This is a genomic window from Bartonella sp. MR90HLJMH, assembly GCF_042194115.1.
Taxonomy (GTDB): domain Bacteria; phylum Pseudomonadota; class Alphaproteobacteria; order Rhizobiales; family Rhizobiaceae; genus Bartonella; species Bartonella grahamii.
This window is the reverse complement of record NZ_JBHIMM010000005.1, coordinates 118,043-144,036: the sequence shown is the minus strand read 5'-3', so window position 1 is coordinate 144,036 and position 25,994 is coordinate 118,043. Positions and strand designations below refer to the sequence as shown.

21 protein-coding genes are annotated in these 25,994 nt (G+C 37.3%); 15 read left to right on the top strand and 6 right to left on the bottom strand.

Annotated elements, in window-relative coordinates; all coding sequences use genetic code 11:
* Positions 1-3 precede the first annotated feature (3 nt).
* On the bottom strand, positions 4-1,260 hold the full coding sequence (locus tag ACFIJ9_RS05055) for a lytic murein transglycosylase (RefSeq protein WP_375636021.1): 1,257 nt from the start codon (positions 1,258-1,260) through the stop codon (positions 4-6).
* A 265-nt stretch (positions 1,261-1,525) separates the two neighbouring features.
* On the opposite strand from ACFIJ9_RS05055, the gene ACFIJ9_RS05050 reads away from it, so the two are divergent.
* On the top strand, positions 1,526-2,416 hold the full coding sequence (locus tag ACFIJ9_RS05050; protein ID WP_375636020.1) for a UTP--glucose-1-phosphate uridylyltransferase: 891 nt from the start codon (positions 1,526-1,528) through the stop codon (positions 2,414-2,416).
* Between the two features lie 39 nt (positions 2,417-2,455).
* Positions 2,456-3,448, top strand: coding sequence for an SIS domain-containing protein (locus ACFIJ9_RS05045; RefSeq protein WP_375636019.1), 993 nt, complete (start codon positions 2,456-2,458; stop codon positions 3,446-3,448).
* Between the two features lie 268 nt (positions 3,449-3,716).
* On the opposite strand, the gene ACFIJ9_RS05040 is transcribed toward ACFIJ9_RS05045, so the two are convergent.
* Positions 3,717-4,076 (bottom strand): hypothetical protein, encoded by a 360-nt coding sequence (locus ACFIJ9_RS05040; RefSeq protein ID WP_375636018.1) that lies wholly within the window; start codon positions 4,074-4,076, stop codon positions 3,717-3,719.
* A 253-nt stretch (positions 4,077-4,329) separates the two neighbouring features.
* Here ACFIJ9_RS05040 and ACFIJ9_RS05035 point away from each other — a divergent pair, with 253 nt between their 5' ends.
* The 3 genes from ACFIJ9_RS05035 (at position 4,330) to guaB (ending at position 9,333) form a co-directional block, all read left to right on the top strand.
* Positions 4,330-5,715, top strand: a complete 1,386-nt coding sequence (locus ACFIJ9_RS05035) for a sigma-54-dependent transcriptional regulator (protein ID WP_375636017.1) — start codon at positions 4,330-4,332, stop codon at positions 5,713-5,715.
* Positions 5,716-6,117: 402 nt separating this feature from the next.
* Positions 6,118-7,689 (top strand): phospholipase D family protein, encoded by a 1,572-nt coding sequence (locus tag ACFIJ9_RS05030; protein WP_375636016.1) that lies wholly within the window; start codon positions 6,118-6,120, stop codon positions 7,687-7,689.
* 144 nt (positions 7,690-7,833) lie between these two features.
* Positions 7,834-9,333 carry an IMP dehydrogenase gene (gene guaB, locus ACFIJ9_RS05025; RefSeq protein ID WP_375636015.1) on the top strand — a complete coding sequence of 500 codons (1,500 nt, stop codon included), beginning with the start codon at positions 7,834-7,836 and terminating at the stop codon, positions 9,331-9,333.
* A 189-nt stretch (positions 9,334-9,522) separates the two neighbouring features.
* Here the strand turns inward: guaB and ACFIJ9_RS05020 are convergent, their stop codons facing one another.
* Positions 9,523-9,669, bottom strand: a complete 147-nt coding sequence (locus tag ACFIJ9_RS05020; RefSeq protein WP_273722522.1) for a hypothetical protein — start codon at positions 9,667-9,669, stop codon at positions 9,523-9,525.
* Positions 9,670-10,164: 495 nt separating this feature from the next.
* Here ACFIJ9_RS05020 and ACFIJ9_RS05015 point away from each other — a divergent pair, with 495 nt between their 5' ends.
* The 7 genes from ACFIJ9_RS05015 to ACFIJ9_RS04985 all read left to right on the top strand — a co-directional run bounded on the left by ACFIJ9_RS05015 (position 10,165) and on the right by ACFIJ9_RS04985 (position 19,093).
* A complete protein-coding gene (locus ACFIJ9_RS05015) occupies positions 10,165-11,451 on the top strand; it encodes an RsmB/NOP family class I SAM-dependent RNA methyltransferase (RefSeq protein ID WP_375636014.1) in 1,287 nt (428 codons plus the stop codon).
* A gap of 132 nt (positions 11,452-11,583) precedes the next feature.
* On the top strand, positions 11,584-13,140 hold the full coding sequence (gene guaA, locus ACFIJ9_RS05010; protein ID WP_208438601.1) for a glutamine-hydrolyzing GMP synthase: 1,557 nt from the start codon (positions 11,584-11,586) through the stop codon (positions 13,138-13,140).
* Between the two features lie 76 nt (positions 13,141-13,216).
* On the top strand, positions 13,217-13,939 hold the full coding sequence (locus ACFIJ9_RS05005) for a glycerophosphodiester phosphodiesterase (RefSeq protein ID WP_375636013.1): 723 nt from the start codon (positions 13,217-13,219) through the stop codon (positions 13,937-13,939).
* 928 nt (positions 13,940-14,867) lie between these two features.
* Positions 14,868-16,202, top strand: coding sequence for a sn-glycerol-3-phosphate ABC transporter substrate-binding protein UgpB (ugpB, locus tag ACFIJ9_RS05000; RefSeq protein WP_375636012.1), 1,335 nt, complete (start codon positions 14,868-14,870; stop codon positions 16,200-16,202).
* 95 nt (positions 16,203-16,297) lie between these two features.
* Entirely contained in the window at positions 16,298-17,182 is an 885-nt protein-coding gene (gene ugpA, locus ACFIJ9_RS04995) for a sn-glycerol-3-phosphate ABC transporter permease UgpA (RefSeq protein ID WP_012754601.1), read from the top strand.
* 10 nt (positions 17,183-17,192) lie between these two features.
* On the top strand, positions 17,193-18,044 hold the full coding sequence (gene ugpE, locus ACFIJ9_RS04990; protein WP_375636011.1) for a sn-glycerol-3-phosphate ABC transporter permease UgpE: 852 nt from the start codon (positions 17,193-17,195) through the stop codon (positions 18,042-18,044).
* A gap of 2 nt (positions 18,045-18,046) precedes the next feature.
* Positions 18,047-19,093 carry a sn-glycerol-3-phosphate import ATP-binding protein UgpC gene (locus tag ACFIJ9_RS04985; protein ID WP_375636010.1) on the top strand — a complete coding sequence of 349 codons (1,047 nt, stop codon included), beginning with the start codon at positions 18,047-18,049 and terminating at the stop codon, positions 19,091-19,093.
* A 911-nt stretch (positions 19,094-20,004) separates the two neighbouring features.
* Here ACFIJ9_RS04985 and ACFIJ9_RS04980 read toward each other — a convergent pair.
* From ACFIJ9_RS04980 to ACFIJ9_RS04970, 3 genes are read right to left on the bottom strand one after another with little or no spacing between them, the layout of a single operon-like run.
* Positions 20,005-20,922, bottom strand: a complete 918-nt coding sequence (locus ACFIJ9_RS04980; protein ID WP_375636009.1) for a metal ABC transporter solute-binding protein, Zn/Mn family — start codon at positions 20,920-20,922, stop codon at positions 20,005-20,007.
* Between the two features lie 9 nt (positions 20,923-20,931).
* Entirely contained in the window at positions 20,932-21,801 is an 870-nt protein-coding gene (locus ACFIJ9_RS04975) for a metal ABC transporter permease (RefSeq protein ID WP_375636008.1), read from the bottom strand.
* A gap of 3 nt (positions 21,802-21,804) precedes the next feature.
* Entirely contained in the window at positions 21,805-22,557 is a 753-nt protein-coding gene (locus ACFIJ9_RS04970; RefSeq protein ID WP_375636007.1) for an ABC transporter ATP-binding protein, read from the bottom strand.
* A 679-nt stretch (positions 22,558-23,236) separates the two neighbouring features.
* Here ACFIJ9_RS04970 and nrdH point away from each other — a divergent pair.
* The 3 genes from nrdH to nrdE are packed head-to-tail and all read left to right on the top strand — an operon-like array spanning position 23,237 to position 25,991.
* The gene (nrdH, locus tag ACFIJ9_RS04965) at positions 23,237-23,461 is read left to right on the top strand and encodes a glutaredoxin-like protein NrdH (RefSeq protein ID WP_375636006.1); all 225 of its coding nucleotides are present in this window, start codon (positions 23,237-23,239) and stop codon (positions 23,459-23,461) included.
* Positions 23,461-23,859, top strand: coding sequence for a class Ib ribonucleoside-diphosphate reductase assembly flavoprotein NrdI (nrdI, locus tag ACFIJ9_RS04960; protein ID WP_375636005.1), 399 nt, complete (start codon positions 23,461-23,463; stop codon positions 23,857-23,859). Before nrdH ends, nrdI begins: the two co-directional genes overlap by 1 nt.
* Positions 23,841-25,991: a class 1b ribonucleoside-diphosphate reductase subunit alpha gene (nrdE, locus tag ACFIJ9_RS04955; RefSeq protein WP_375636004.1), complete on the top strand. Its 2,151-nt coding sequence runs from the start codon at positions 23,841-23,843 to the stop codon at positions 25,989-25,991. Before nrdI ends, nrdE begins: the two co-directional genes overlap by 19 nt.
* Positions 25,992-25,994 lie beyond the last annotated feature (3 nt).

Sequence of the window (25,994 nt, the reverse complement as noted above, 5' to 3'; positions counted from 1 at the left end):
CCATTATTGTTTGCGCAGGAGAAAAAGCACTTGAGATGATGGATATCCATTTGCTTTTAGACCGTGACGTAGTTGAAAGGCTTTAATTGCTTTGCGAGAAGCTGTTCCGATTTTTCCATCAACATTCCCTTTATAATAGCCCAGTGCACTTAAGCGAGATTGCAGTTCTTTGCATTCTTGGAAAGTAAGAGGTTGAAAAGGTCTTTGCCAATCATGCACCAATCCAGGATGTCCAGCGATGCGATCAGCAAGAAGAGCAACAGCAAACGCATAACGATCTGCATTATTATAATGTTTCAGAACAAAGAAATTTTTTGTGACTAAAAATATAGGTCCTTTTGCTCCATCTGGATATTTTAATATTGCTTGTTCAGCTAATGTAGGAAGAGGATGCCCATTTGCGTGTTTTACACCTAATTTTTTCCATTGCTCAAAGGAATACCACCCTTCAGGAAGGTTTTTCCCCTGCGGCACTTTTACCTCTACTCCCCAAATAAGATTAGGTTGCCAGCCATTTTTGTGGAGAAGGTTAGCAGCAGTAGCCAGAGCATCTGGAACAGAGTTCCAGATATCACGCCGTCCATCCTGGTCCATATCAACTGCATAGGCGAGATAACTGCTTGGAATAAATTGTGTATGCCCCAATGCACCGGCCCAAGATCCAGTGAGTTGAGAGCGTTTAATTTCGCCACTTTGTAAAATTTTCATAGCAGCAATCAGCTGTGTATGTGCATATTTTGCACGTTTTTTATCAGCATAGGCTAGAGTTGCAAGAGAGCGAATGGTATCACGCATTACACTTTTATTGGCTAAAACTTTCCCATAGTTGCTTTCCATTGACCAAATAGCAAGCAGAATATTGCGGTCAACACCAAAACGTTTTTCAATTTGAAGAAGCCATTTGTTCCATTTTTGAGTTTGGCGCCGTCCTTCTACAATTGCAATATCATGGATACGATTATCGAAATAGTTCCATGAAGGAGCAACAAATTCTGGTTGGTATGCGGCGCTTTTTAGAACTTCTGGATCAATGGCATTAACACCTTTAAATGCCATATGAAACGTAGAAGGGGTAATATTGTGAGAAATAGCTATTTTTTTAAATTCTTTAATCCATTGTTTAAATCCGCTATCAGCATATGAAAGGGATACAAAAAACATTAAAAAAGCAGAAAAAATAACGGCAGAGCCAGTGAGAAGAGTTCTCCAAGTTATTGACTTCTCTAAAAAAGAGAAAGTCTTCAATTCTGTTTTTTGCATTTTGAAATCCCCATTAATATTCAATTTATTAGATGTGCAATAACTTTATCTTGTATTTAGTTGAATCGATAATATGATCAAGAAGAGGAGAAAACTAAAATAAATAATTCATTTTAATCTTTGCAATAAATTCTCATATTCTCTTTTACATTTTTGATTGTCCATTATAATGATAATCAAAACAATAAGATATCTTTTTTACCATTTCGTAAAAACATATGTTAAATAAAACAAAAAATATATGAATTCATTGAGGAGGATGAGTGTGCGTAAAATCCGGAAAGCTGTATTTCCAGTAGCAGGTCTTGGTACGCGTTTTCTTCCTGCGACAAAAACAATTCCTAAAGAAATGCTAACAGTTGTTGATAAACCTGTTATTCAATATGTTGTGGATGAGGCGAGGGAGGCTGGTATTGAGCATTTTATTTTTGTGACTGGACGTAACAAAGCAGTCATTGAGGATTATTTTGATGCGCAAGTTGAATTATACACGACACTTGCTGAATGTGGAAAGAAAGAAGATCTTGCACATTTATACCGTTTACAGCCATTACCAGGGTCAACTTCTTTCACTCGGCAACAGCAACCTTTGGGATTAGGGCATGCTCTTTGGTGTGCGCGTGAATTAGTTGCAGGGGAACCTTTTGCTTTGTTATTACCCGATATGCTGATTCAAGCCAAAAAGGGATGTCTTTCTGAGATGATTCGTCTTTATGAAAAGGTGGGGGGGGGAAATATTATTGCAGTTCAGGAATGCGATCTTGAGGAAGCACATAAATACGGTATAGTTGGCAAAGGTAAACAGATTGCCAATGGTTTTAAAATCACAAAAATGGTAGAAAAACCAGTGCTAGGAACGGCACCATCAAATTTGTACATCAATGGACGTTATATTTTGCAGCCAGAAATTTTTAATATTCTTTCCACTCAAGAACGAGGAACAGGAAATGAAATTCAATTAACAGATGCTATGATACGGCTTTCAAATGAACAAGATTTTTGGGGGTTGCAAGTAGAAGGGCGCACTTTTGATTGCGGTTCTAAAGCTGGTTTTATTGAAGCCAACGTTGCATTTTCTTTGGCACGCGCTGATATGCACAGCCATGTTTCTGCCTCATTGAAAAATTTACTGGAAACCATTAATGTTGAAAAATAATATAGATCTCTCATTTAATTTTATTGATCGAATTTGATTATGATAACACCGTCTCCTCATATGGCTTTGCAAGGTGCTGTTGCATCAGCGCTTAAAACACTTGCCAGTGAAAAGCAGGGGCTTGAAGTCCTTGAAAAAGCTCTTCTGGGAAGTCTTTCTTCTTCTTTTGAAGCGGCTGTTCAAACTATTAGAAATGCTCGTGGACATGTGGTAATTACTGGTCTTGGGAAAAGTGGTCATATAGGGACAAAAATTGCAGCAACCCTAGCCTCAACTGGAACGCCTGCCTTTTTTGTTCACGCTGCAGAAGCCAATCATGGTGATCTTGGTATGATTGGATCTGATGATGTTATTCTTGCTTTATCATGGTCTGGTGAAACTCAAGAGTTAAGTGGTATTATCAGTTATGCGGCGCGTTTTCGTATCCCCCTTCTTGCGATGACATCAAGTGAGTGCTCTGTATTAGGACGACAAGCTGATATTGTTTTATTGTTACCAAAGATAGAAGAGGCTTGCCCCCATGGGCTTGCTCCTACCACTTCAACAATTATGCAATTGGCAATGGGAGATGCATTAGCGGTTTCTCTTTTAGAAATGCGTGGTTTTACCGCAACGGATTTCAAAATATATCATCCTGGTGGTTCTCTTGGTGCAAGCCTTAAATACGTGTGTGATATTATGCACGAGGGTGATAATATTCCTTTGGTTATGCAGGGAACATCTATGATTGAAGCGATGAATGTTTTGGTGGAAAAGCATTTTGGTTGTGTTGGTGTTGTGAATCAAGAAGGCGAACTAATCGGAATTGTAACCGATGGCGATCTTGCACGTAACATGCATTTTAATTTATCAAAATTTAATGTTGACGAGGTGATGACCAAGGCTCCTAAAGTTGTAAAACCAAATACACTTGTTGGTGCAGCAACAGCTTTCATTAATGATCATCATATTGGTGCATTTTTCGTGGTTGAAGATAAAAAACCGATAGGAATTGTTCATTTTCATGATCTTTTGCGCATTGGCGCTGCCTAGATTAAAGTTTCCCTATCAAATAAAATGTTATTTTAGGTTAAAATAGATTGAATGATACAAAGTCACAGTTTTATTGTGAGGTGACTTTACTGATATTCTGTGGAAGAAAATGGTTATTTTACGCTGTTTAGAAAATTTTCAGGATAAAGATTATATTAGTCTCTTTGCGTATTTTAGAGAGGATTTTCTATCAGGAGGAGAAAGGATCGCCTCCTGCTTAATGTATGTGCCCCCTCTGTTCTTAAGAGAGGCTTCCCTTGTACGTTGTTTAAGATTTCCGCTTAAGGAAAAACTGTGCTCCTGTATGTGAGGTGCAGAGAAGTTGTGTGGCGTCATATGACATTGTACAATTGACTCTAGAAATTGTTCCACGGAGAATAGAGCGTATTTCAATTTCTATATTTTGGGCATTGAGATAATTATATGCCCCTTCTGATAGTTTTTCTTCTGTATCTGCTGCACGCGTTTCAAAAACACCATTGTGGAAAGAAGAAATAATACCATTCTCATCAACCCATTTTCCATCAATTCCAGTTGGCATATTTGAGTTATAATATTGCGAAAAGCTACAGGCACTTAACAGCAAGGTGGTAGTTGTAAGACATAAAATATGATAGGTATGTTTCATTTATTGCACTCTATTTAGATTATTTTGCTCTCTAGTTTTTATAACATTATTAAATTACTCCATGAGTCAATATGAAAAATTTGATGAAAATCAATGAAAAAGCAAAAAAATGGAAAAAAATGCCTTAATGTTGTATTTAATTAATAGCTTGATGAAGTTCGTAAGTGAAACACAAGAGGTGAAATATTTCTTATGGTTTACAACAATTTTTATATTAAGCTGCTGAGTAGTCTCAAAGGAGATTATTGACATTATGGTTGGTCCCATTCTTGTTGCGAGTGAAGATTATGGAAGACGTATAGAACTTTCTGCTATGCTGCGAGGTTTTGGTTATCGTGTCATTGAAGCAGAAAATGGTCTCCGTACGATTGATCTTTTACACAGGCGTAAAAACATTGTGCTTGCACTCCTTGATGTCGTTATGAGTGATTTGAGTGTGAGCGATTTGATTAAAATGATTAGAGTTGCTGGTGTTTCTGTTCCTATTGTCGTTATAGCACAACAAGAGAATCAGAATTTACTCCAGAAGGCTTTAACAGCTGGAGCTATTGATTATTGGATCCACCCAGTAACATTATTACGCGTAAGGGTTACTTTGGATATTCTTGCTCTTATTTCTGCCTTGGAGCATGAAGTTCGAGATATTCGGCGAAAAAAAGAGAATCATTTACGGTTTTCTGATCTTTGCATAAAAAGTAGAGCTATGCAGGTAGTGTTAGAACAATCGAGACAAGCAGCAACTTCTTTACAGAATCTTTTGATAGAGGGGGAAGTTGGAACAGGACGTGAGACATTAGCTCGGATTATTCATCATGAGGGATTATTCTCGGAAGGTGTTTTTATTCGCTTTCAATGTTCAGCCATCGTTGATCCAGAAGAAGAAAATCAGCAGTGGTTTAAAGAATTCCTACCATTGGTTTCTTCTCTTGAAAAAGGGACACTTTGCCTTTGTGATATTGATCGACTTGAGCCCATACAGCAAAAACGGTTTGCTCATTACCTTAAAGAAAGGGAAAGGGATACAAAAGGAGATTTTTTCCCTTTTCGGATCATTGCGATTTCAACATCGCGTTTAAAGGATTTGGTTAAAGAGAACTTTTTTTTGCATAGTTTGTTTGAACAATTTTCTCACTTGTCTATTAGCGTCCCTGCTTTACGAGAATTAAGGGATGATTTTCCAGAGATCACACAACGTTTGATTGATCGTATTATCACCGAAACAGGGCGGTCACATGTCCATGGTTTAGCAGGATCTGCTCTTTCCTTGCTTATGCAGTATGATTGGCCTGGTAATAAAAATGAGCTTGAAAACTTTTTATTTCGTGCGATTTTACTCAGTGAAGGACCGTTATTAACTGTTCGAGATTTTCCGCAATTAATGGGAAATCCATTAATGAATGTTCCCAATATCATTGAGGATAATATGCAAGAAGATAATGAACAAGAATCTATAAAATTTTTGAATACTGATGGGCATGTGCGTACTTTTGCAGAGATGGAACATGATATTATCGAGAAAGCGGTTAAACATTATAAAGGACATATGAGTGAGATTGCGCGCCGCCTTCATATTGGTCGCTCTACACTTTATAGAAAAATGGAAGAATTGCGAGCAATAAGAAATCAAGAAAGAAAGTAAAATTCATAACAAATCTCTCTTCATGACAAGTATGAGTTTCAAAAAAATAGAGTGGATTTTGATAAAGTCCGTGGGGGGGCTTAAGAAAACAATCATTTATTGTAAAATTTATCTATAGAGGATGATTTTGTAGATTTAAATCAAATATAAATTTTATGTGACTATTTTAATCGTCTGTTTCAGTTTATACAATTTTAGTTGAGTTTACATTTATTAAAGCAGAGAAGCATTTTTAAAAACTTTTAAATACTACCGCTAAAATTTTTGTATCATTAATATTAAATTTATACTCTCTTAAGCAAGAGGTGGCATTTTATCTGCTACACGGTTAAGATAAAGTGATTAGTATTATCGTTTGCATTACTGATGATGCGATAGCTTAAAATAGAAAGTTTGTCCTCTTTGACTCTTTTACATATTGTTATTGGTTTTGTCCTCTTTTTTTTTATTGCATCTATGTTGGCAATCTACACCTATGGGCGTTTTATGAAAAATGCTAGGGGGCAATGTTCTTATGCGCTACCTATTCAGAAAGATGAAACTAAGCTTGATCGTATCATTAGTCAATTAGCTGAGGAAGAAAATGGATTGGGGATTGATAAAGATGCCCTTTCCCTCATTATCAGCAATTTGGATGCGTTTTGTGTTCGTGCAATAGGAGCTGCAGAGGCTGGGCGTAGCCTTGATCTGATGTATTATATTTGGGATGATGATTTAACAGGGCGTCTATTATTAAGTGAAATAGTTAAGGCAGCGGATCGGGGTGTTCGGGTACGGCTTCTTTTGGATGATATTAATGCTCAAGCACGTGATCCAGCTTATATTGCGCTAGATAAACATCCTCATATCGAGGTGAGAGTGTTTAATCCAGGACGATCGCGTAAAGGTGGATTACGTCGTGGTTTAGAGATTATATTACGGGCGATTACTGTTACACGTAGAATGCATAATAAAGCTTTTATTGTTGATGGTAGAATCGCTTTTGTAGGAGGACGTAATCTTGCAGATTCTTATTTTGATGCTGGTGAAGAATCCCATTTTCGAGATTTAGATTTGATGTTAATCGGACCTTCTGTTAAAAAGGTGGAAAGTATTTTTGATGATTTTTGGAATAGTGCTGTTGTTTTGCCAATTCATACTTTGGTTGTTCCTAAAAGCGCAAGTGATCTTAGCTATTGGAAGGATAAATTACAAAAATTTCGGGATTCCAAGGTTGCAAAGGTTTATTTAGATTATGTCAAAGAGCACATTAATTTTGATTGTTTTATTCAAACAGGAAGGCGGTTATTTTTAGCAGACAAAGTTGTTGTTCTTTCTGACCCTCCAGAAAAAGCATTGCGTAAAAAAGCAAGCAATTGGCTTATGAAGGCACTTTCAAAGGTTATTGGAAATGCCCAAAAAACGGTTCAGATTACGTCACCTTATTTTGTTCCTGGTAAGGTTGGAACGCAGAATTTTAGTAATTTGGTTTCAAAGGGTGTTGATGTCAAAATTCTGACGAATTCTTTAGCAGCTACTGATGTAGCATTGGTGCATGGTGGTTATGTATCGTATCGTAAGGCGTTGTTGAAAAGTGGTGTTAAGCTTTATGAATTAAAAGCGGAGGGCAACACCCATGGGTTACGGTTGTTTCGATCGAGTAAGGCAAGTTTACATGCCAAAGCTTTTTTAATTGATCGTAAAACAGCTTTTATTGGATCTTTAAATTTTGATCCAAGATCAGCATCATTAAATACAGAAATGGGCATTCTTTTTGAATGTGCTCCCATTACAGCAAGATTAGATTTGTTGTTTTCTGAAGAAACCACAGGGGAAATGAGCTATCATCTGCGTCTTGGTAATAATAATCGTATTTATTGGGATTTTATTGAAAATGAAAAAAAATATAGCATTGACCATGAGCCAGAAAGCAGTTTTTGGCGTCGCGCATTTGCAAAAATAATAAGTTGGTTACCTATTGAATCACAATTGTAAATTTTTATAAACCAAAAAAAATATTTATTTTTCTTTTCATTTTGTTTGTAGCATGGCATAATTTTTTGCCAATCTACCATGTATGAGAACCGCAGTTGTATTTTAAAGCTCCTTGCGGTGTTTTATTATAAAAGGAATTTTGCTATGGCAAAGATTGTTGAAACGGGGACAGGTGCATTGGCACTGACTTTTGATGATGTACTTTTACAGCCCGGTCATTCTCTTGTTATGCCTAGTCAAGTGGATCTCAGTACGCGCATTGCAGCGGATATTAAGCTCAATTTGCCATTGCTTTCTGCTGCAATGGATACGGTAACAGAATCGCGTTTGGCAATTGCTATGGCTCAAGCTGGAGGTCTTGGGGTTATTCATCGTAATATGTCTCCTGCAGAACAGGCAGAAGAAGTCCGCCAAGTAAAAAAGTTTGAATCTGGTATGGTTGTTAATCCAGTCACAATTGGACCAGATGCAACACTTGAAGAAGCGAAATCTTTGATGCGCTCTCATGGCATTTCAGGTATTCCGGTTGTTGAAAATAGTGTTAAAGGTGAGACAGCGGGACGACTTGTTGGCATTTTGACCAATAGAGATGTCCGTTTCGCATCAGATCCAAAACAAAAAATTTATGAATTAATGACGCATGAAAATTTGATCACAGTGCGTGAAAATGTCCAACTTAATGAAGCAAAATATCTTTTACATCATCATCGTATTGAAAAATTATTAGTTGTGGATGAACAAAATCGTTGTGTCGGACTGATAACAGTTAAGGATATTGAAAAAGCAAAATTAAATCCAAATGCTGCTAAAGATTCTCAAGGGCGCTTGCGTGCTGCAGCGGCCAGTAGTGTTGGGAATGGAGGGATTGAGCGTGCTGAACGCCTCATAGACGCGGGTGTTGATGTGTTGGTCATTGATACAGCGCATGGACATTCTCAACATGTGCTAGAAACTGTTGAACGAATTAAAAAGATGGCTTCCTCTCCAGCTGTTATTGCTGGGAACGTAGCAACCGCTCAAGCAACGCAGGCATTGATTGACAGTGGTGCAGATGCGGTAAAAGTTGGTATTGGTCCTGGCTCTATTTGCACAACGCGTATAGTTGCTGGTGTCGGTGTTCCTCAACTTGCAGCCATTATGAATGCCGCAGAAGTTGCTGAAAAAGCGGGCATTCCCATTATTGCAGATGGTGGAATCAAAGCATCAGGTGATTTTGCTAAAGCTTTAGCTGGTGGGGCTTGTGCAGCGATGATTGGATCTCTTTTAGCAGGTACAGAAGAAAGTCCTGGTGAAGTTTATCTTTATCAAGGTCGATCTTTTAAAGCCTATCGTGGTATGGGATCTGTTGGTGCTATGGCACGAGGATCGGCAGATCGCTATTTTCAAGATGATGTTCGTGATGAACTTAAGTTGGTTCCTGAAGGTGTGGAGGGGCAGGTGGCTTATAAAGGGCCTATAGCATCAGTTCTACATCAGCTTGCTGGTGGACTTCGTGCTTCAATGGGGTATGTTGGAGCAAAAGATCTCGTAGAGTTTCGTGAAAAAGCAATGTTTGTACGTATTACGAATGCGGGACTCCATGAAAGTCATACGCATGATGTTTCTATCACACGGGAGAGTCCAAACTATCGTGGGCCAGTTTAAAGATATTTAAAGATATAAGAGCATAATGTCATATCGCATAAATATAAAATCTTCCGAGAACAAGAAAGAGAGACTGCGCTTTTTTCTGTTTGTGATTTGGTGTAATAATCCCAAAAAGGAAAGAATTAGAGGTCAAAACTCTAATTCTTTCTGTTAAGACTATATGAAATAAGTTATATAAAATTAGAATTAACTTTTTGTAGTCTTCCGTCCTGTCTTTGACGCACGTTGGCGAGTGTTTGTCTGATCACTTTGGACGGATTTCTTTCCGTTGTTTGAGGGCATTGTGTTATGACGGCTTTTAGATGAAGTTGTTTTTCCATTATTATAAGTCATTATTTTCTCCTTTTAAATTGTCTGGCAGTTGCCAGTAGAGTAAAAACGGTCATGCCAAATAGTGGTTCCAAGCATTTTCTAAAAAGTTAATTTTTTGGTGAACGTAAGATGGACGTGTTTAATTTTATGAGAAGATTTTTTCTATTTTTTCAGATGGATAGCCCTAAAAAGATGGGAGATATTTGATTTTTTCTGTTATTCAGATAATCCTCGTAAATTTTATTTTACGCAATAATTAAGGAGTTTGTTTTTTCGTAATGCATGGCGGAAATAAGTTCTTTATGGATGGCTGCGTATCTTTTAGTATAAGAGGTAGAGGGATAAAAAGTGAATGGGCAGAAGATGAAAGGAAAAATCTAGATACTCTAATATTGGATCTTATAAAAAGTATGATCAGATCATTTTAATGGTTTTGAGAAGGTTTTATTGGCAAGAAGAAGATAATATTATTTTTTTAGATGATTTAAGATTTTATTATTTTAATGGGAGAAATGAATGCGATTAGGTGGGCGTTTGCAAGCAGCAATAGATGTTCTCAAAGAGATAGAAATGAAGCATCGCCCAGTAGGAGAAGCTTTAAAGGATTGGGGGCTTTCTCATCGCTTTGCTGGAGCAGGTGATCGCGCAGCTATTGGCACAATCGTTTATGATGTTTTAAGACGACGCTATTCTTTACAATGGCGTATGGAGAGTGATGATATCCGAGATATCGTTTTTGGTGCCTTATTAGATTCTGGAAAAATGACGCTGGAGCAAATTGACGGTGAGTTAGCAGAAGATCGGTTTGCGCCGCAGTTATTAGGAGCTAAACAGCGTAAATCGTGGCAAGGTCAGCAATTAGTGGATGCTCCAGACTATATTCGTGGTGATATTCCGCAATGGTGTCAAGCGCATCTGCGTCCTTTATTTGGTGATAATTGGATCACTGAAGCGGCTGCGTTAGCAACGCGTCCTTCTTTAGACCTACGGGTAAATAACTTAAAGGCAACACCAGAAAAGGTGTTGAAAGAATTAGCAAAAACCAAACTTAAATCTTTGCCATGGTTTGAGCAAGCTTTGAGAATTGCACCGATTGAAAAGTTTAACCGTCATCCTAATGTTCAAGTGGAACCAGCTTTTCAAAAAGGACACTTTGAAATACAGGATTTAGGATCTCAAATTGTTGCTCACCTTGTGGAAGCGCGAGAAAGCATGCAGGTATTAGATTATTGCGCAGGTGCTGGGGGTAAAACATTAGCTTTAGCTTCCGATATGAACAATCGTGGGCAAATTTATGCTTATGATTCAGACAAAGCTCGTTTGGCTCCTATTTTTGATCGTCTTCGACGCGCTGGTGTTCGTAATGTACAAATACGAGTGCAAAGAGAAGAATTAAAACCATTAACAGGTCAGATGGATAGAGTTCTACTAGATGCACCATGTAGTGGGACAGGAACATGGCGTCGTCGTCCAGATGCGAAATGGCGTTTAACATTAGAACAGGTGAAACAACGCCAAACAGAACAGAGATCTATTTTGAATGAAGCGATAGCTTATCTTAAGCCAAATGGGCGCCTAGTCTATATTACCTGTTCTCTCTTTACAGATGAAAATGAGGAACAAATTTCCCGTTTCCTTCAACAACATTCTCATTTTGCTCCAATAGATATGCCAGCGCTTTGGCAGAAACATTTTAGTTTTTCTCCTGTGCAACCAGTTTTTTCAAATTATGGACTTACTTTGTCGACGGCCACAACACAAACAGATGGGTTCTTTTTATCTGTGTTGCAAAAAAAACATTGATCCATATTTTTGCATTTTTTATCATAAATTTTACGAGAATAATCTTTTTCTTAAGAAAATAGGCTTGTGAAAAAAGAAAGATTGAATCATAACTCGCATGAGTTTTCTTTTACAATTGTTGATTGGTTTTCTATGAGCATATCACATCCAGACACGGTTCTTATTATTGACTTTGGTTCACAAGTTACACAACTTATTGCACGACGGGTACGAGCAATGGGGGTATATTGTGAAATTGCTCCTTTTCAATTGGCTTTAGAAGCTGTGCGCCGCATAAATCCTAAAGCTATTATTTTATCAGGGAGTCCTTATTCCGTTATTGATGAGGGCTCTCCGCGTGCTCCAATGGAAATTTTTGAGGCGGGTATTCCGATTCTGGGTATTTGCTATGGTGAACAAGTCATGTGTGTTCAGCTTGGAGGAAAGGTTGAAGCTGGACATGAGCGTGAATTTGGGCGTGCTTTTTTGGAAGTGCAAGAAGAGAGTGCTCTTTTTGATGGAGTGTGGGAAAAAGGTTCTCGTTATCAAGTATGGATGAGCCATGGTGACCGTGTGGCAGCTTTACCAGAAGGTTTTCGTGTCATAGGGACCTCAAACGGAGCTCCCTATGCGGCTATTGCTGATGAAAAAAGACATTTTTATGCAGTACAGTTTCATCCTGAAGTTATCCATACACCAGATGGTACAAAACTTTTGCAAAACTTTATTCATAAAATCTCTGCTATTAAAGGTGGTTGGTCAATGGCTTCTTATCGTGAGCAGGCAATTGCTACGATACGACAAAAAGTTGGGAAAAGTCGTGTGATTTGTGGTCTTTCAGGGGGGGTGGATTCATCTGTTGTAGCGGTACTCCTTCATGAAGCCATAGGAGATCAACTGACATGCATTTTGGTAGACCATGGGCTGATGCGCAAGAATGAAGCTGAAGAAGTTCTCACGCTCTTTCGTGATCATTATAATATAGAGCTTATTCACGTTAATGCTGCCGATATATTTCTTAATGCTTTAGAGGGTGAGACAGATCCAGAAAAAAAGCGCAAAACGATTGGTCGCCTTTTTATTGAAGTTTTTGAAGAAGAAACTAAAAAAATAGGAGGTGCAGAGTTCTTAGCACAAGGAACACTTTATCCAGATGTTATTGAGAGTGTGTCTGCTATTGGTAAAACGGTAACCATTAAAAGCCATCATAATGTGGGTGGGCTGCCAGAACAGATGAATATGCAACTTGTAGAACCGTTGCGTGAGCTCTTTAAGGATGAGGTTCGCTTGCTAGGGCGAGAGTTAGGATTACCAGAGCAGTTTATTGGTCGCCATCCTTTTCCAGGTCCAGGTCTTGCAATTCGCTGTCCAGGTACTGTGACCCGTGAAAAATTAGAAATTTTACGTGAAGCAGATGCTATTTATCTTGAGGAAATCCGTAAAGCCGGTCTTTATGACGAAATTTGGCAAGCTTTTGCTGTTCTTCTTCCTGTTCAAACTGTTGGCGTGATGGGGGATGGTCGCACTTATGAATTTGTTTGTGCTCTTCGTGCCGTCACATCTGTAGATGGAATGACTGCTGATTTTTATCCCTATGATATGGCGTTTTTAGGTAAGACGGCAGCACGTATTATTAACGAAGTTAGAGGGATTAATCGTGTTGTATATGATGTAACCTCAAAGCCTCCTAGTACTATTGAATGGGAATAATTAAAATGAAGGATAAGCCTTTATCTGGCAATCTGTACGCTAATATCGTTTAAAATTGAGAAGTGTGGAATTTTGCATGTCTGAGAAAAAAATTGTTGCACACCGTGGCGGAGCTCATCTTTATCCTGAAAATACTCTTTCGGCATTTAATAATGCTATAGCGTTAGGTGTTGATGAAGTTGAATGCGACGTTCATTTGCTGAAAAGCGGTGAAGTGGTTGTCTTTCACGACTTCCGTCTAGACCAATTGGTTGGAAAAAAGGGGTATATTCACGACATTGATAATGAAACACGCAAACAACTCTGCGTAAAAGGAAGCCAAGAAGCACCTCCCTTATTAGAAGAGGTGCTTGATCTTTTAGCACCAACGAATATTGCATTGCATCTTGAAATCAAGACATGTGGTGAAGTGGAGCGTGAAACAATATTATCCCAAAAAGCGCTTGCGCTAATAAAAAGCCGAAATTTATCAGAACGGGTTTCTGCAATTAGTTTTGATCCTTTGATCCTTCGTCCTTTTATTGAAGCAGGAATACCATCTGGTCCATGTGTTGATAATCTTGAAGGTGATATGTACCGTCATTTTTCTGTATGGAAGCAATTAGGTTATTCTGATCTAAGTTTAGATGGCTCCATTGTTTCACAGGACTTTATTGAATCAGCTCTTGAGGCTGGTTTTACTGTAGGGGTATGGACAATTAATGGAAAAGCTCGGTTATCACATTGGCTTGACATGCCTGTACATTATATTACGACAGATCAACCCGATCTCGCATTGCAATTGCGTGCACAAAGGTAAAAATACATCAATACAAAGGGAACTATATATCCTCATAAAGCTAGCGTAATGAAAGAAGAAAAATTATCTAATATATAACAATAATACATTGATTTATAATGATAATTAATGGTTTATTCATATGAATAAGAGATCTTAATACGTAAGATTTTCTTATTTCAAATCTTTTTACAATGAATCAATCAAAATCATTCGTTTACACATTACAAGCAGGGTTGGTGTGTGGATAAAAAATTATTGAGAAAAGAATAAAAATATTTATTTAACGTATTTCAAATGCAAGACTTGTTGAAGCATTAGGGGCTCATATGATGGCATACAAAAAGTCTTATATAATTTAGTGGAGAGGCTTTATGGCTTATTTTATAGGAGCTATCATGAAATGTAGATGTATTGAAAGATTTTTTAACAGCATGGAAATTGGTAATACAATGTCATTTTGTTTTGCGTGAGGAGCGTGATCTCACTACAGGAAAGGAACTATTAAGCGTTTCAAAATGATTTTCGTAGTTTTAAGAAAAATTCTATTTGTCTCTTCGTTAAATTCAGTAGCAACATCGTGTTAAAGTTATAAGCCGAAAGTTATAAGACAAATAGCAAAAGAATAAATAATTCTTTTTAAAAAAAGTAAATCCAGATATTAGAATAGTCATTGAATGACATTTACGATCTATATCTTTTTACCAATTGACTTTGCTTATTTAAGCCATCTCACTTTTTTCAGATAGTTACAAACGCGTATCTCGTTAATACATAAGAAAGCTTATAAAAGAAAACGAATAAATTTAAACAAATTCATTTGACCTTTTGGTGGTTCCTGTTTAAATGAGAGAATATATTTCTGAAATAAAACTGTCATAGCATGTTCATGTGTAATACTATAAATTTAGGGGTAGTTTGTATTCCATCACTTCAGAAAGGGTGAGCCATGAGTCGTTTTTATCTTTCCATAGCGGCCACGGTTGCTATCATAATGTCTACAGCGGGAATAACAGCAAGTTTTGCGCAGACAAAAATCAGCTTTTGGCATTCTATGAGTGGTGAATTAGGAAAGCAAACTGAAAGTCTCATTAACGATTTTAATGCAAGTCAATCAGAGTATAAAGTTGTTCCTTCATTTCGCGGCGAATATGAAGAGGGGTTGATTTCACTCATTGCAGCATTTCGTGGAAAGAAACAACCAGTGCTTGCCCAAATTTATGACGTTGGTACTGGAACTATGATGGCTGCAAAAGGCGCAATCTATCCATTTTATCAACTTATGGCTGATACAAAACAAGAATTTGATCCTACAGATTATTTCCCTGCTATTAGTGGTTATTACTCCGATGAACAGGGACGTATCATCTCTATGCCATTTAATATTTCAACTCCCATTCTTTATTATAACAAAGATATCTTTAAAAAAGCAGGGCTTGATCCGGAACAGCCTCCTAAAACGTGGCAAGATATAGAAGACTTTTCCAAAAAAATTCTTGAGACTAAAGCGGCAACTTGCGGTTTTACGATGGCTTATGCTGCTCAATGGATTGGTATAGAAAATTTTTCAGCGTTGCATAATGTTCCTTTTGGAACGAAGGAAAATGGCTTTAAAGGACTTGATTCAGAACTTACATTTAATGGACCTTTACAAGTGCGTATGTGGACTGACCTGAAAAAGTGGTCTGATCAAGGTATTTTCCGTTATGGTGGTCCAGCAGGTGCATTAGATTCAACACCAATGTTTATGGCACAAAATTGTGCAATTTTTATGCAATCTTCAGGATCACGTGCTGGAATTGTTTCGGAAGCTCAGTTTGATGTGGGAGTTGGTATGCTACCGTATTATAAGGATGCAGAAGGAACACCACAAAATTCAGTTATTGGGGGAGCTTCTATTTGGGCGTTTAAGGGACATACCCCAAAGGAATATGCAGGGGCAGCCGCTTTTCTTAAATTTCTTTCAAAAACAGAAAACCAAGCAAAATGGCATCAGGAAACAGGTTATCTTCCAACCACAAAAGCGACTTATGAATTGAGCAAAAAACAACATTTCTATGAAAAAACGCCAGGTGCGGATATAGCTATCAAACAGATTAATCTTAATCCACCAACAGTTAACTCGAAAGGGATAAGATTTGGTAATTTACCACAAATCCGTGCCATTCTTGATCAAGAGTTGGAAGCTGTTCTTAGTGGTTCAAAAACACCGAAAGATGGTTTAGATGAGACCGTTGAACGTGGAAATAAACTCTTGCGTGAATTTGAAAAATCTAATCATTAATCTCGTTTTATTGTTAAACATTAAAGACTCAACAAAAACAGTTGAGTTCTTTTTGTTTATCTTTTTAAAGTCTCTACATTTAAAGAGCCCTACGAATGCAAGAAAAACATGCATATTTTAAAAATAGTCTACTTTCTTACGGACTGCTTTTCCCTCAGCTTCTTGTGACTTTTTTGTTTTTCTTTTGGCCTGCTGCTCAAGCAATAAAATCATCTTTTGAGCGTGAAGACCCTTTTGGCTTTACAACAACCTTTATTGGTTTTGAAAATTATCTAACCGTTCTTTCTGATCCTACTTATCTGCAATCACTTCTTACAACCGCAGTATTTTCCATCTCAGTTACTGTCGCTTCAATGACAATATCACTTCTCTTAGCTGTCTGTGTTGATCGTGTCATCCGTGCAAAAAAGGCTTATACAATGCTTTTGCTCTGGCCCTATGCTGTTGCTCCAGTATTGGCAGGTATATTATGGCTGTTTATCTTTCATCCCACCATCGGAATTATCCCTTTTCTTCTCGAGAAAATAGGGGTGCTATGGAATTATCGTATTAATGGCACTCAAGCAATGATTCTTATTGTCATAGCGGCTAGTTGGAAACAAATTTCTTACAATTTTCTCTTTTTTCTTACAGGTCTTCAGTCTGTTCCGCGTTCTCAAATAGAAGCAGCCGCCATTGATGGTGCTGGTCCCTTTAAACGATTTTGGACTGTAGTCTTCCCGCAAATTTCACCAACGACGTTTTTCCTTCTTATTGTCAATGTCAATTATGTTATGTTTGATACCTTTGGTATTATTGATAATACAACTTCTGGAGGTCCTGCGCGTGCAACGAGCATCCTCGTCTATAAAGTATATGACGATGGCTTTAGAAATCAAATAATCGGTGCATCAGCAGCACAGTCAACAATATTGATGTTGATGGTTATTGTCTTAACCTTTATTCAGTTTCGCTGGATTGAGCGTCGTGTACAATATTAGGAAGTAAATTATGGTTGAAAATCGCCCTATTTTGAAATTTCTAACCCATATTACTCTCATTATTGGCATTATCATTATTTGCTTTCCAGTTTACGTTGCTATCATTGCATCAACCCATAGTTCAGCAGCATTCAACTCGGGAACACTTCCTCTTTTACCTGGGAAATATGCTTTGGAAAATTATAAAACAATCTTTGGTGATGGCCTTGCACAACTCGGTCTTCCCAACCTCTGGCCACTCTTAATGAATTCACTCATTATGGCTCTAGGGATTAGTATTGGAAAAATTATTATTTCACTTTTATCTGCTTATGCAATTGTTTATATGCGTTTTCCTTTCCGAAAAACTGCTTTTGTTCTTATTTTTGTTACATTGATGCTCCCTGTCGAAGTTCGTATTCTTCCAACCTATGAGGTTGTTGCGAAATTGGGGATGATCGACACCTATAGTGGAATGATTATTCCACTTATTGCATCTGCAACCGCTACATTTTTATTTCGCCAGTTTTTTTTGACTATTCCAGATGAACTCTTAGAGGCGGCACGTGTTGATGGTGCAGGTCCAGTTAAATTTTTTAAGGATATTCTTCTTCCTCTTAGTAAAAGCAATATCGCTGCTTTATTTATCATTATGTTTATTTATGGATGGATACAATATCTTTGGCCTCTTATCATCACAACGGATCAAAATCATCAAACGATCCTTATTATTTTAAAACAGCTTATTGTCGAATCACTTCAACATGATCCTCAATGGAATATACTCATGGCAGTATCGGTTGTTGCCATGGTTCCCCCTGTTCTTGTTGTTATCTTCATGCAACGGCTTTTTATCAAAGGCCTTATTGAAACGGAGAAGTAATTATGGCCATAATCCAGTTATCAAATATAAAAAAACGGTATGACAACGGCATTCTGGTCATTGATGATTTAAACTTAACTGTTGCTGATAAAGAACTTCTTGTTCTTGTCGGTCCTTCAGGGTGCGGAAAATCAACCTTATTGCGTATTATAGCAGGACTTGAACAAGTTACCTCAGGTGAATTATGTATTGATAACGAACGTATCAATGATCGTGAACCAGCTGATCGTGATATTGCTATGGTTTTTCAAAATTATGCTCTTTATCCCCATATGACAGTTCGTGGAAACTTAGAATATGGTCTTAAAAATCGTAAAACTCCTAAAGAAGAAATTAAAAAACGCATCGCACATGCTGCAAAACTTTTGGAGATAGAATCATTTCTTGATCGTAAGCCACGACAATTATCAGGAGGACAACGTCAGCGTGTTGCAATGGGGCGTGTGATTGTACGTCAACCCCGTGTTTTTCTCTTTGATGAACCTCTTTCAAATCTTGATGCAAAATTGCGGGCGCAAATGTGTATTGAAATAAAAACACTACAGCGTTCATTAGGAACGACCAGCCTCTATGTTACCCATGATCAACTAGAAGCTATGACATTAGCTGATAGAATAGTCGTTTTGAATAAAGGAGCTATCGAGCAAATTGGAACACCAATGGAAATTTACGACACTCCAGCAACAACATTTGTTGCTGATTTTATTGGTTCTCCTCCTATGAATTTTCTTGATCGCCATGTCTTAGAACAACATTTAGGGCATTCATTTTCTTATGGCGAAGAAACTGATCTTTTAGCATTCAGACCTGAAATAATCTTATTGGGCGAACATCCAGATAAAGGACCTGTCTTTCACACAAAAATTGAGCTTATCAAGCCTATCGGAACAGGTTGCCATGTTTTAACGCGTTGGAATAATATCATCTTTACGATTGAAATAAAAGAACGCTTGACACACGACTATGGGCAAAAACTAAGTTTCACTGTCGCTCATCAGAATTTTCATACTTTTAACAAAAACACTGGAAAGCGTACAAATAGTAAGTAAGCATTAATTGATGTGACACGACTTTCTTTTATGTTGCGTTTCGATTTTCTCGATTGCATTTACAAAATCAGGTTGTAACCGATGGGATTAAAAACAAAATTTTAAAAGTTTTGGTAATGATCCATTGTCCCATGGCGCTGAGAATGTCAAAACATTTATATGAAGAAAATATGCATTTTCACGGTCTGTGAGAAGAATATTATTTTCAAATCTCAAACATAATAAAATCATTTTCACTATAAAAAAATATCAATATAAAATAACCATTGATTAACCATATTTTGCTCATAAAAAACAATATATTATCATGTGTTTCTTGATGTAATAATTTATGTAACTTATAAAAAGTAAATGAGAGAAATAGAGGGAAACAATAATTCACAGATGAGAGGGGATGCGCCCCATATCGTAGCTTTGATCCCTAACATAAGAAGTCTATTTGATCCAAAAAATACGACGCTGTTCTAAATAGTCTGTACGAGAATAGGCATATTCTATTTTACTGCTGACTATATGATCTTAAATGGTTTCAGAGATCCTATAAGAGGCATTTTTTCTTCAAGTGGTTTTTATTCATACACTCATTCTACTTGTATGTTATAAATGGAGTTGGGTAGATAAAAATACTTTAAGAAAGAGACCCCAAATGCTTCTTATGAATCGTTTCAAGTGTCGAGAGTTATTGTAAAAGAAGCGTTGGAAAATAGAATGATGCCGCTGACGATCTGGGCATCATGAGGCAATAAATCCACTTACTTTATCTATCTTAGCATCTATTGAGTATAAATTTCTCTGTAAAAGTAACTTTATTTTATATCAATATTATCAATTATAGATGTTGGGTATCATTAGTAATATAATCATAGACTTACGATTTTATGAACGCTTTTTTATCTCTTTTGTAGAAAATCTTAATGTTTTGTGATGGCATCAATGATGGTATTCACATTATGTTCCATCATATCGAGATAAGTTGCTGCAGGGCCATTTTTATTTGACAATGCATCAGAATAAAGAGTCCCACCAATTTTTAAACCTGTTTCTTTTGCAATCTGTTTTATGAGCCGAGGATTAGAGATATTTTCAACGAATAGTGCAGCTGCTTTATTCGCCTTAATTTGTTTGATAAGTTTAGCAACATCGGCTGCGGTTGCTTCAGCTTCTGTTGAAGCATTTTGGGGAGCAAGGATAGTAAAACCATATTCTTTGGCAAAATAGCCAAAGGCGTTATGAGATGTGATAATGATACGTTTATCTTTAGGGATGGTAGCAATTTTTGTTTTCAGGGTATCTTGTGCTATTTTAAGTTTTTGGATGTAGGTTTCGGCATTTTTTTTGTAGCTGGTGCAGGATTGTGGATCGATTTTACAAAAAGCAGCAGCGATATTCTTCACATAGATTTTGACATTGGGAATTGTTTGCCAAGCGTGTGGATCAATAACGCTATGGTGGTGATGGGCATTATGTTCTTGATTTTTCATTTTGAGGGAGGGAATGTTAGCGCTAACTTTGACAAGAAGTGCTTTTGTACCGCTTGCTGTAATGAGGCGATCAATGAATCCTTCTAAATGAAGTCCGTTGATGAAAATAATTTGAGCATTTCTAAGAGCTTGAGCATCATGGGGGGTAGGTTCATAAGTGTGGGTATTCGCATTGGGACCTACAAAAGTGGTCATAGAGATATGGTTGTCTCCTACATTTTTTACGAGATCTGCGAGAATAGAAAAGCTCGCAACAACTTTGATTTTATTGTTTGCAGAAGCAGAAAATGGAGAAAGGGAAAGCAATAAAGCTCCAAGAAGAACAAATTTTTGAGTAAACTTAGGCACATTTTTTCCTTAAAGTGAGGAGGTATAAAAGAGGTGGGGAAACCATGTTACAATAAAGCCACGTGGACTTATCAAGCAGGAAAAAAGATAAATAAATCCTGCGGCAATGATGATAGCAGGGCCGGAGGGAAGAGAAAGATGAAAAGAAAGCAGGAGACCACATACGCTAGAAATGATTCCAAAAAGAGTGGAAAGCGCGCAAATAGGGCCTAGCCGTGAAAACCAAAAACGGGCTGTAATAGCTGGAATCATCATAATGCCAACGGAAAGTAATGTTCCTAGTGATTGAAAGCCTCCAACCAGATTCAACACCACAAGTCCAAGCAATGAAATATGAATATATTTACTCAACGGAGAGAGTGATTTAAAAAAGAGGGGGTCAAAGCTTTCTAAAACAAGTGCACGCCAAAAAATACAAAGGCTGCATAGTGTAATCAGCATTATAATAGTGATTAACCAAAGGGCTTGTGCATCAAGTGCAAGAACCGATCCGAATAAGAGATGAAGCAGCTCAATTGTTGAGTCTTTTAGTGAGATAATAATGACACCTGCCGCGAGTGCAATAAGATAAAAGACGGTCATGGATGCATCTTCTTTCTGAAAGCTATTTCGTGAAATTAAAATGGTTGCTAAAGCAACAATAATACCAGCGAAGATGCCACCAAGTGTCATAGATATGAGGGAAAAGCCACAAATCAGAAAAGCAGTTGCAACACCAGGAAGAATGGCATGAGAGATAGCATCTCCTATCAAGCTCATTCCACGGAGCATCAAAAATACACCAACAGGACAAGCGCTAATAGACAGGAAAATAGAACCGATAAGGGCGTTTTGCATAAATTGGAAATCAACAAAGGGGGCAAGAAAAAATGCATACACGTCTTATAACCTAAGAAAGAGAGGATCATTGATGGGAAGATTTTGTTTTTGTGCGCTAATAGGAAAAGAATTGGATGTGAGAGGTGGCATAACGTGATGAATAGTGTTGTTAAAAAACTGTGTTGTTTTTCCATAAAAGGCGTTTTGTTGATTAATTTGAATCATTTGGGGGAAAAATTCTTGCACGATGAGAGGGTTATGGAGTGCTGCGAGAACTGTGCGTCCTTGCTGTTGCCAGTATGTGATCAGTGTAAGAAGGTCTTTTTGGGTATTATGATCTACACCATTGAAAGGTTCATCAAGCAAAATAATATTGGCATCTTGCACAATGATACGTGCAAAAAGAGCGCGTTGTAATTGCCCGCCTGATAATGTTTCAAGCGAACGGGGTGCTAGTTCTGTAAGCCCAACCGTTTCAAGCGCATTTTGAATCTTAGAATCATAAAGGCGCTGGCTTTTCCATAATCCACAAAAAGACCACAGTCCTGTTTTTACAAGCGTTTTCACATCAATTGGAAATGTTTGATCTACATCACATTGCTGAGAAAGATAAGCAATACGGCTTTTTTTTGGTTTTGTAATTTTTCCCTTAAGAGGTTTAATCAATCCGGCGATGGCTTTTAGCAGTGTCGATTTTCCAGCGCCATTATCGCCTGTTATTGCGACCAATGAACCAGCTTTTAACTTTGCTGAAAAGTTCTTTATTGCTATTCTATTTCCATAGCCTAATGTTGTCTTATTGAAGTGCAGATCCATATTTTTTACCATCGTTGCTTATTATTTTGAAAACTATGTAATAATATAACGTTTGTCAATAAAATGTTATATTATTACATAGTTTTGAGGACTGAAAATTTTAGTGTGAAGATCGTGGAAAATTAAAAATAATAATTGAATTCACCTTGACGAAAGAGAGAGAGTATATACTATATATAGTATCAAAATGATTGGTGATTCTAAATAAGCACAAGAGAGGGTGTTAGTGTGTTTCGTTTGGTATCTAAGTTATTTCCATTATTGTAAAGAGTTTATTGACCAAGGGCATAGCAGTGTTTTTGCTGAAGGATCTCTTTTGGAAGGATTCCTTTCGTTTTTGTAATTGATTTTTGCCGTAAAAGAGTAAAACAGAGCTCTTGAAAAACGGTAGTTTAGAACGTTAGTTTTTAGACAGCAGGAGGGAATTGTAATGCAAGCAAAAGATTGTTTTATAACTGGGGGGCTTTGCCATTTAAGTTATAGAATAATCGCTTATTCTCATCATAGTCTTTGAAGTTATTTGATGAGGAATTCTGTTATGTTCAAGAAGCTGTGTACTATTTGAAAGTAACCACATGTTTTGCGTACAATTTCTGTTTTTTGTTATTCTTGAGTACTTATAAAATTATTAGATTGACCTTTTAGGGTTGATTGTTTGGAATTGTGAAAGTTGAAGAAAATGTCGATCACTATTTATAGCAAACCATCTTGTGTCCAATGTGATGCTACACGCCGCGCTTTTGATGCAAAAGGCATTCATTATCGTGTTGTTGATATTTCTTGTGATGAACAAGCATACAATTTTGTTCAATCTCTGGGGTATCGTCAGGTTCCTGTCGTTGTTTGTGGTGAAAATCATTGGTCTGGTTTTAGACCAGATATGATTAGAGGTCTTTGTGCTTAATGGGGCTTATTGTTTATTATTCGAGTGCAACGGGTAATACAGAACATTTTGTCTCGCAACTTGGTCAACGACTCTTCAAAATTGATAAAAGAAAGCCTTCTGCATTGGTTGGTGAACCTTATGTACTGGTTGTTCCTACATATGCAGATGGTGAAGGAAGAGGAGCAGTGCCGAAAGCCGTTATCCATTTTCTTAATGAAGCTGAGAACCGAAAATTAATTCGTGGTGTCATTGGTGGTGGGAATCGTAATTTTGGTTGTTATTATAATTTAGCAAGTAAAATCATTGCTGAAAAATGTTGTGTACCTTGCCTTTATCGTTTTGAGCTGCGTGGAACTGATGAAGACGTTATTTATGTAAAAAAGGGATTGGAAAGATTTTGGAAACAATTGGTATAGGGCAATCGCAGAAATCGGATCAGATTACTGATTATCATGCGCTGAATGCAATGCTTAATCTTTATGATGAAAATGGTCATATTCAATTTGATATGGATAGGCTTGCCGCACGGCAATATTTTCTTCAGCATGTTAATCAAAATACAGTTTTTTTTCATAACCTGAAGGAAAAAATAGACTACTTAATAGAAGAAGGTTATTATGAAAAAGCTTTATTTGGGCTTTATGATTTTTCTTTTATTAAAAAGCTTTTTAAACGTGCTTATGCATTTAAGTTTCGTTTTCCTACCTTTTTAGGCGCATTTAAGTACTATACCAGCTATACATTAAAGACTTTTGATGGGAAACGTTATCTTGAACGTTATGAAGATCGTGTTTGTCTTGTAGCTTTATATTTGGCACAAGGGAATAAAGCTCTTGCTGAAAGTTTTGTGGATGAAATTATTACAGGACGTTTTCAGCCGGCAACACCGACATTTTTAAATGCTGGGAAAAAACAACGTGGTGAATTGGTTTCGTGTTTTTTGCTACGTGTTGAAGATAATATGGAATCGATAGGTCGTTCGGTTAATTCGGCTTTGCAGCTTTCAAAACGTGGTGGAGGTGTGGCGCTTTGTTTAACGAATTTGCGGGAAGCTGGGGCACCAATTAAGCAAATAGAAAATCAGTCCTCAGGAGTCTTACCGGTGATGAAACTCTTGGAAGATTCTTTTTCTTACGCCAATCAGCTTGGGGCAAGACAGGGGGCTGGAGCTGTTTATTTGCATGCTCACCATTTAGATATTATGAAGTTTTTGGATACAAAGCGTGAAAATGCTGATGAAAAAGTTAGAATCAAAACGCTTTCGCTTGGTGTCGTTATTCCTGATATTACTTTTGAGCTTGCACGGAATAATGAGGATATGTATCTCTTCTCATCTTATGATATCGAGCGTGTGACAGGTAAGCCCTTTAGCGATATTTCTTTAACGGAGCATTATCGTTCTTTTGTTGATAATGCAAAGATTCGTAAAAAGAAAATAAGTGCACGCGTTTTTTTCCAGACATTAGCGGAAATTCAATTTGAGTCGGGTTATCCCTATATTTTATTTGAGGATACTGCTAATCGATCGAACCCAATAGCTGGGCGCATAAGTATGAGCAATTTATGTTCAGAAATTTTGCAGGTGAGTGAGGCAAGTGAACTGGAGACAGATTTAACTTATCGCACGATTGGAAGTGATATATCCTGTAATCTTGGATCCATGAATATTGCCAAAGCAATGGAAAGTCCTGATTTCGGACAGACCGTGGAATCTGCTGTTCGTGCCCTTACTGCGGTTTCGGATATGAGCAATATTGCCTGTGTGCCTTCCATTGCGAAAGGCAATGCTGAAAGTCATGCGATTGGTTTGGGACAAATGAATTTGCACGGGTTTCTAGCGCGTGAACAGATCTATTATGGATCTCCAGAAGCGATAGATTTTACCAATATCTATTTTTATATTGTGACATATCACGCCATACGGGCTTCCAATTTGATTGCACGTGAACGTCAAGAAATGTTTGCAGGGTTTGAAAAATCAGCTTATGCAGATGGACGTTTTTTCGAAAAATATATTGAAAAAGAATGGAAACCGCAATTTGCGCTTGTGCAAGAGCTTTTTGCACGGAACAATATTGTTATCCCAGATCAAAAGGATTGGCAGGAACTCAAAAAATTAGTCATTGAGTATGGGCTTTATAACCGTAATTTGCAGGCAGTTCCACCTACGGGATCTATTTCCTATATTAATCATGCCACTTCTTCTATTCATCCAATTGCTTCAAAAATTGAAATTCGCAAAGAAGGAAAAATTGGACGCGTTTATTATCCCGCTCCTTATATGGATAATACGAATTTGAATTTTTACCAAGATGCTTATGAGATTGGTCCTGAAAAAATTATAGATACCTATGCTGCAGCAACACAGCATGTTGATCAAGGTCTTTCATTGACATTATTTTTTCCTGATACCGCTACCACACGTGATATTAACCGCGCACAAATTTATGCCTGGAAAAAGGGTATAAAGAGTATTTACTATGTACGATTACGGCAAGTAGCATTAAGTGGAACAGAAGTTGATGGCTGTGTTTCGTGCAGTTTATAGGAG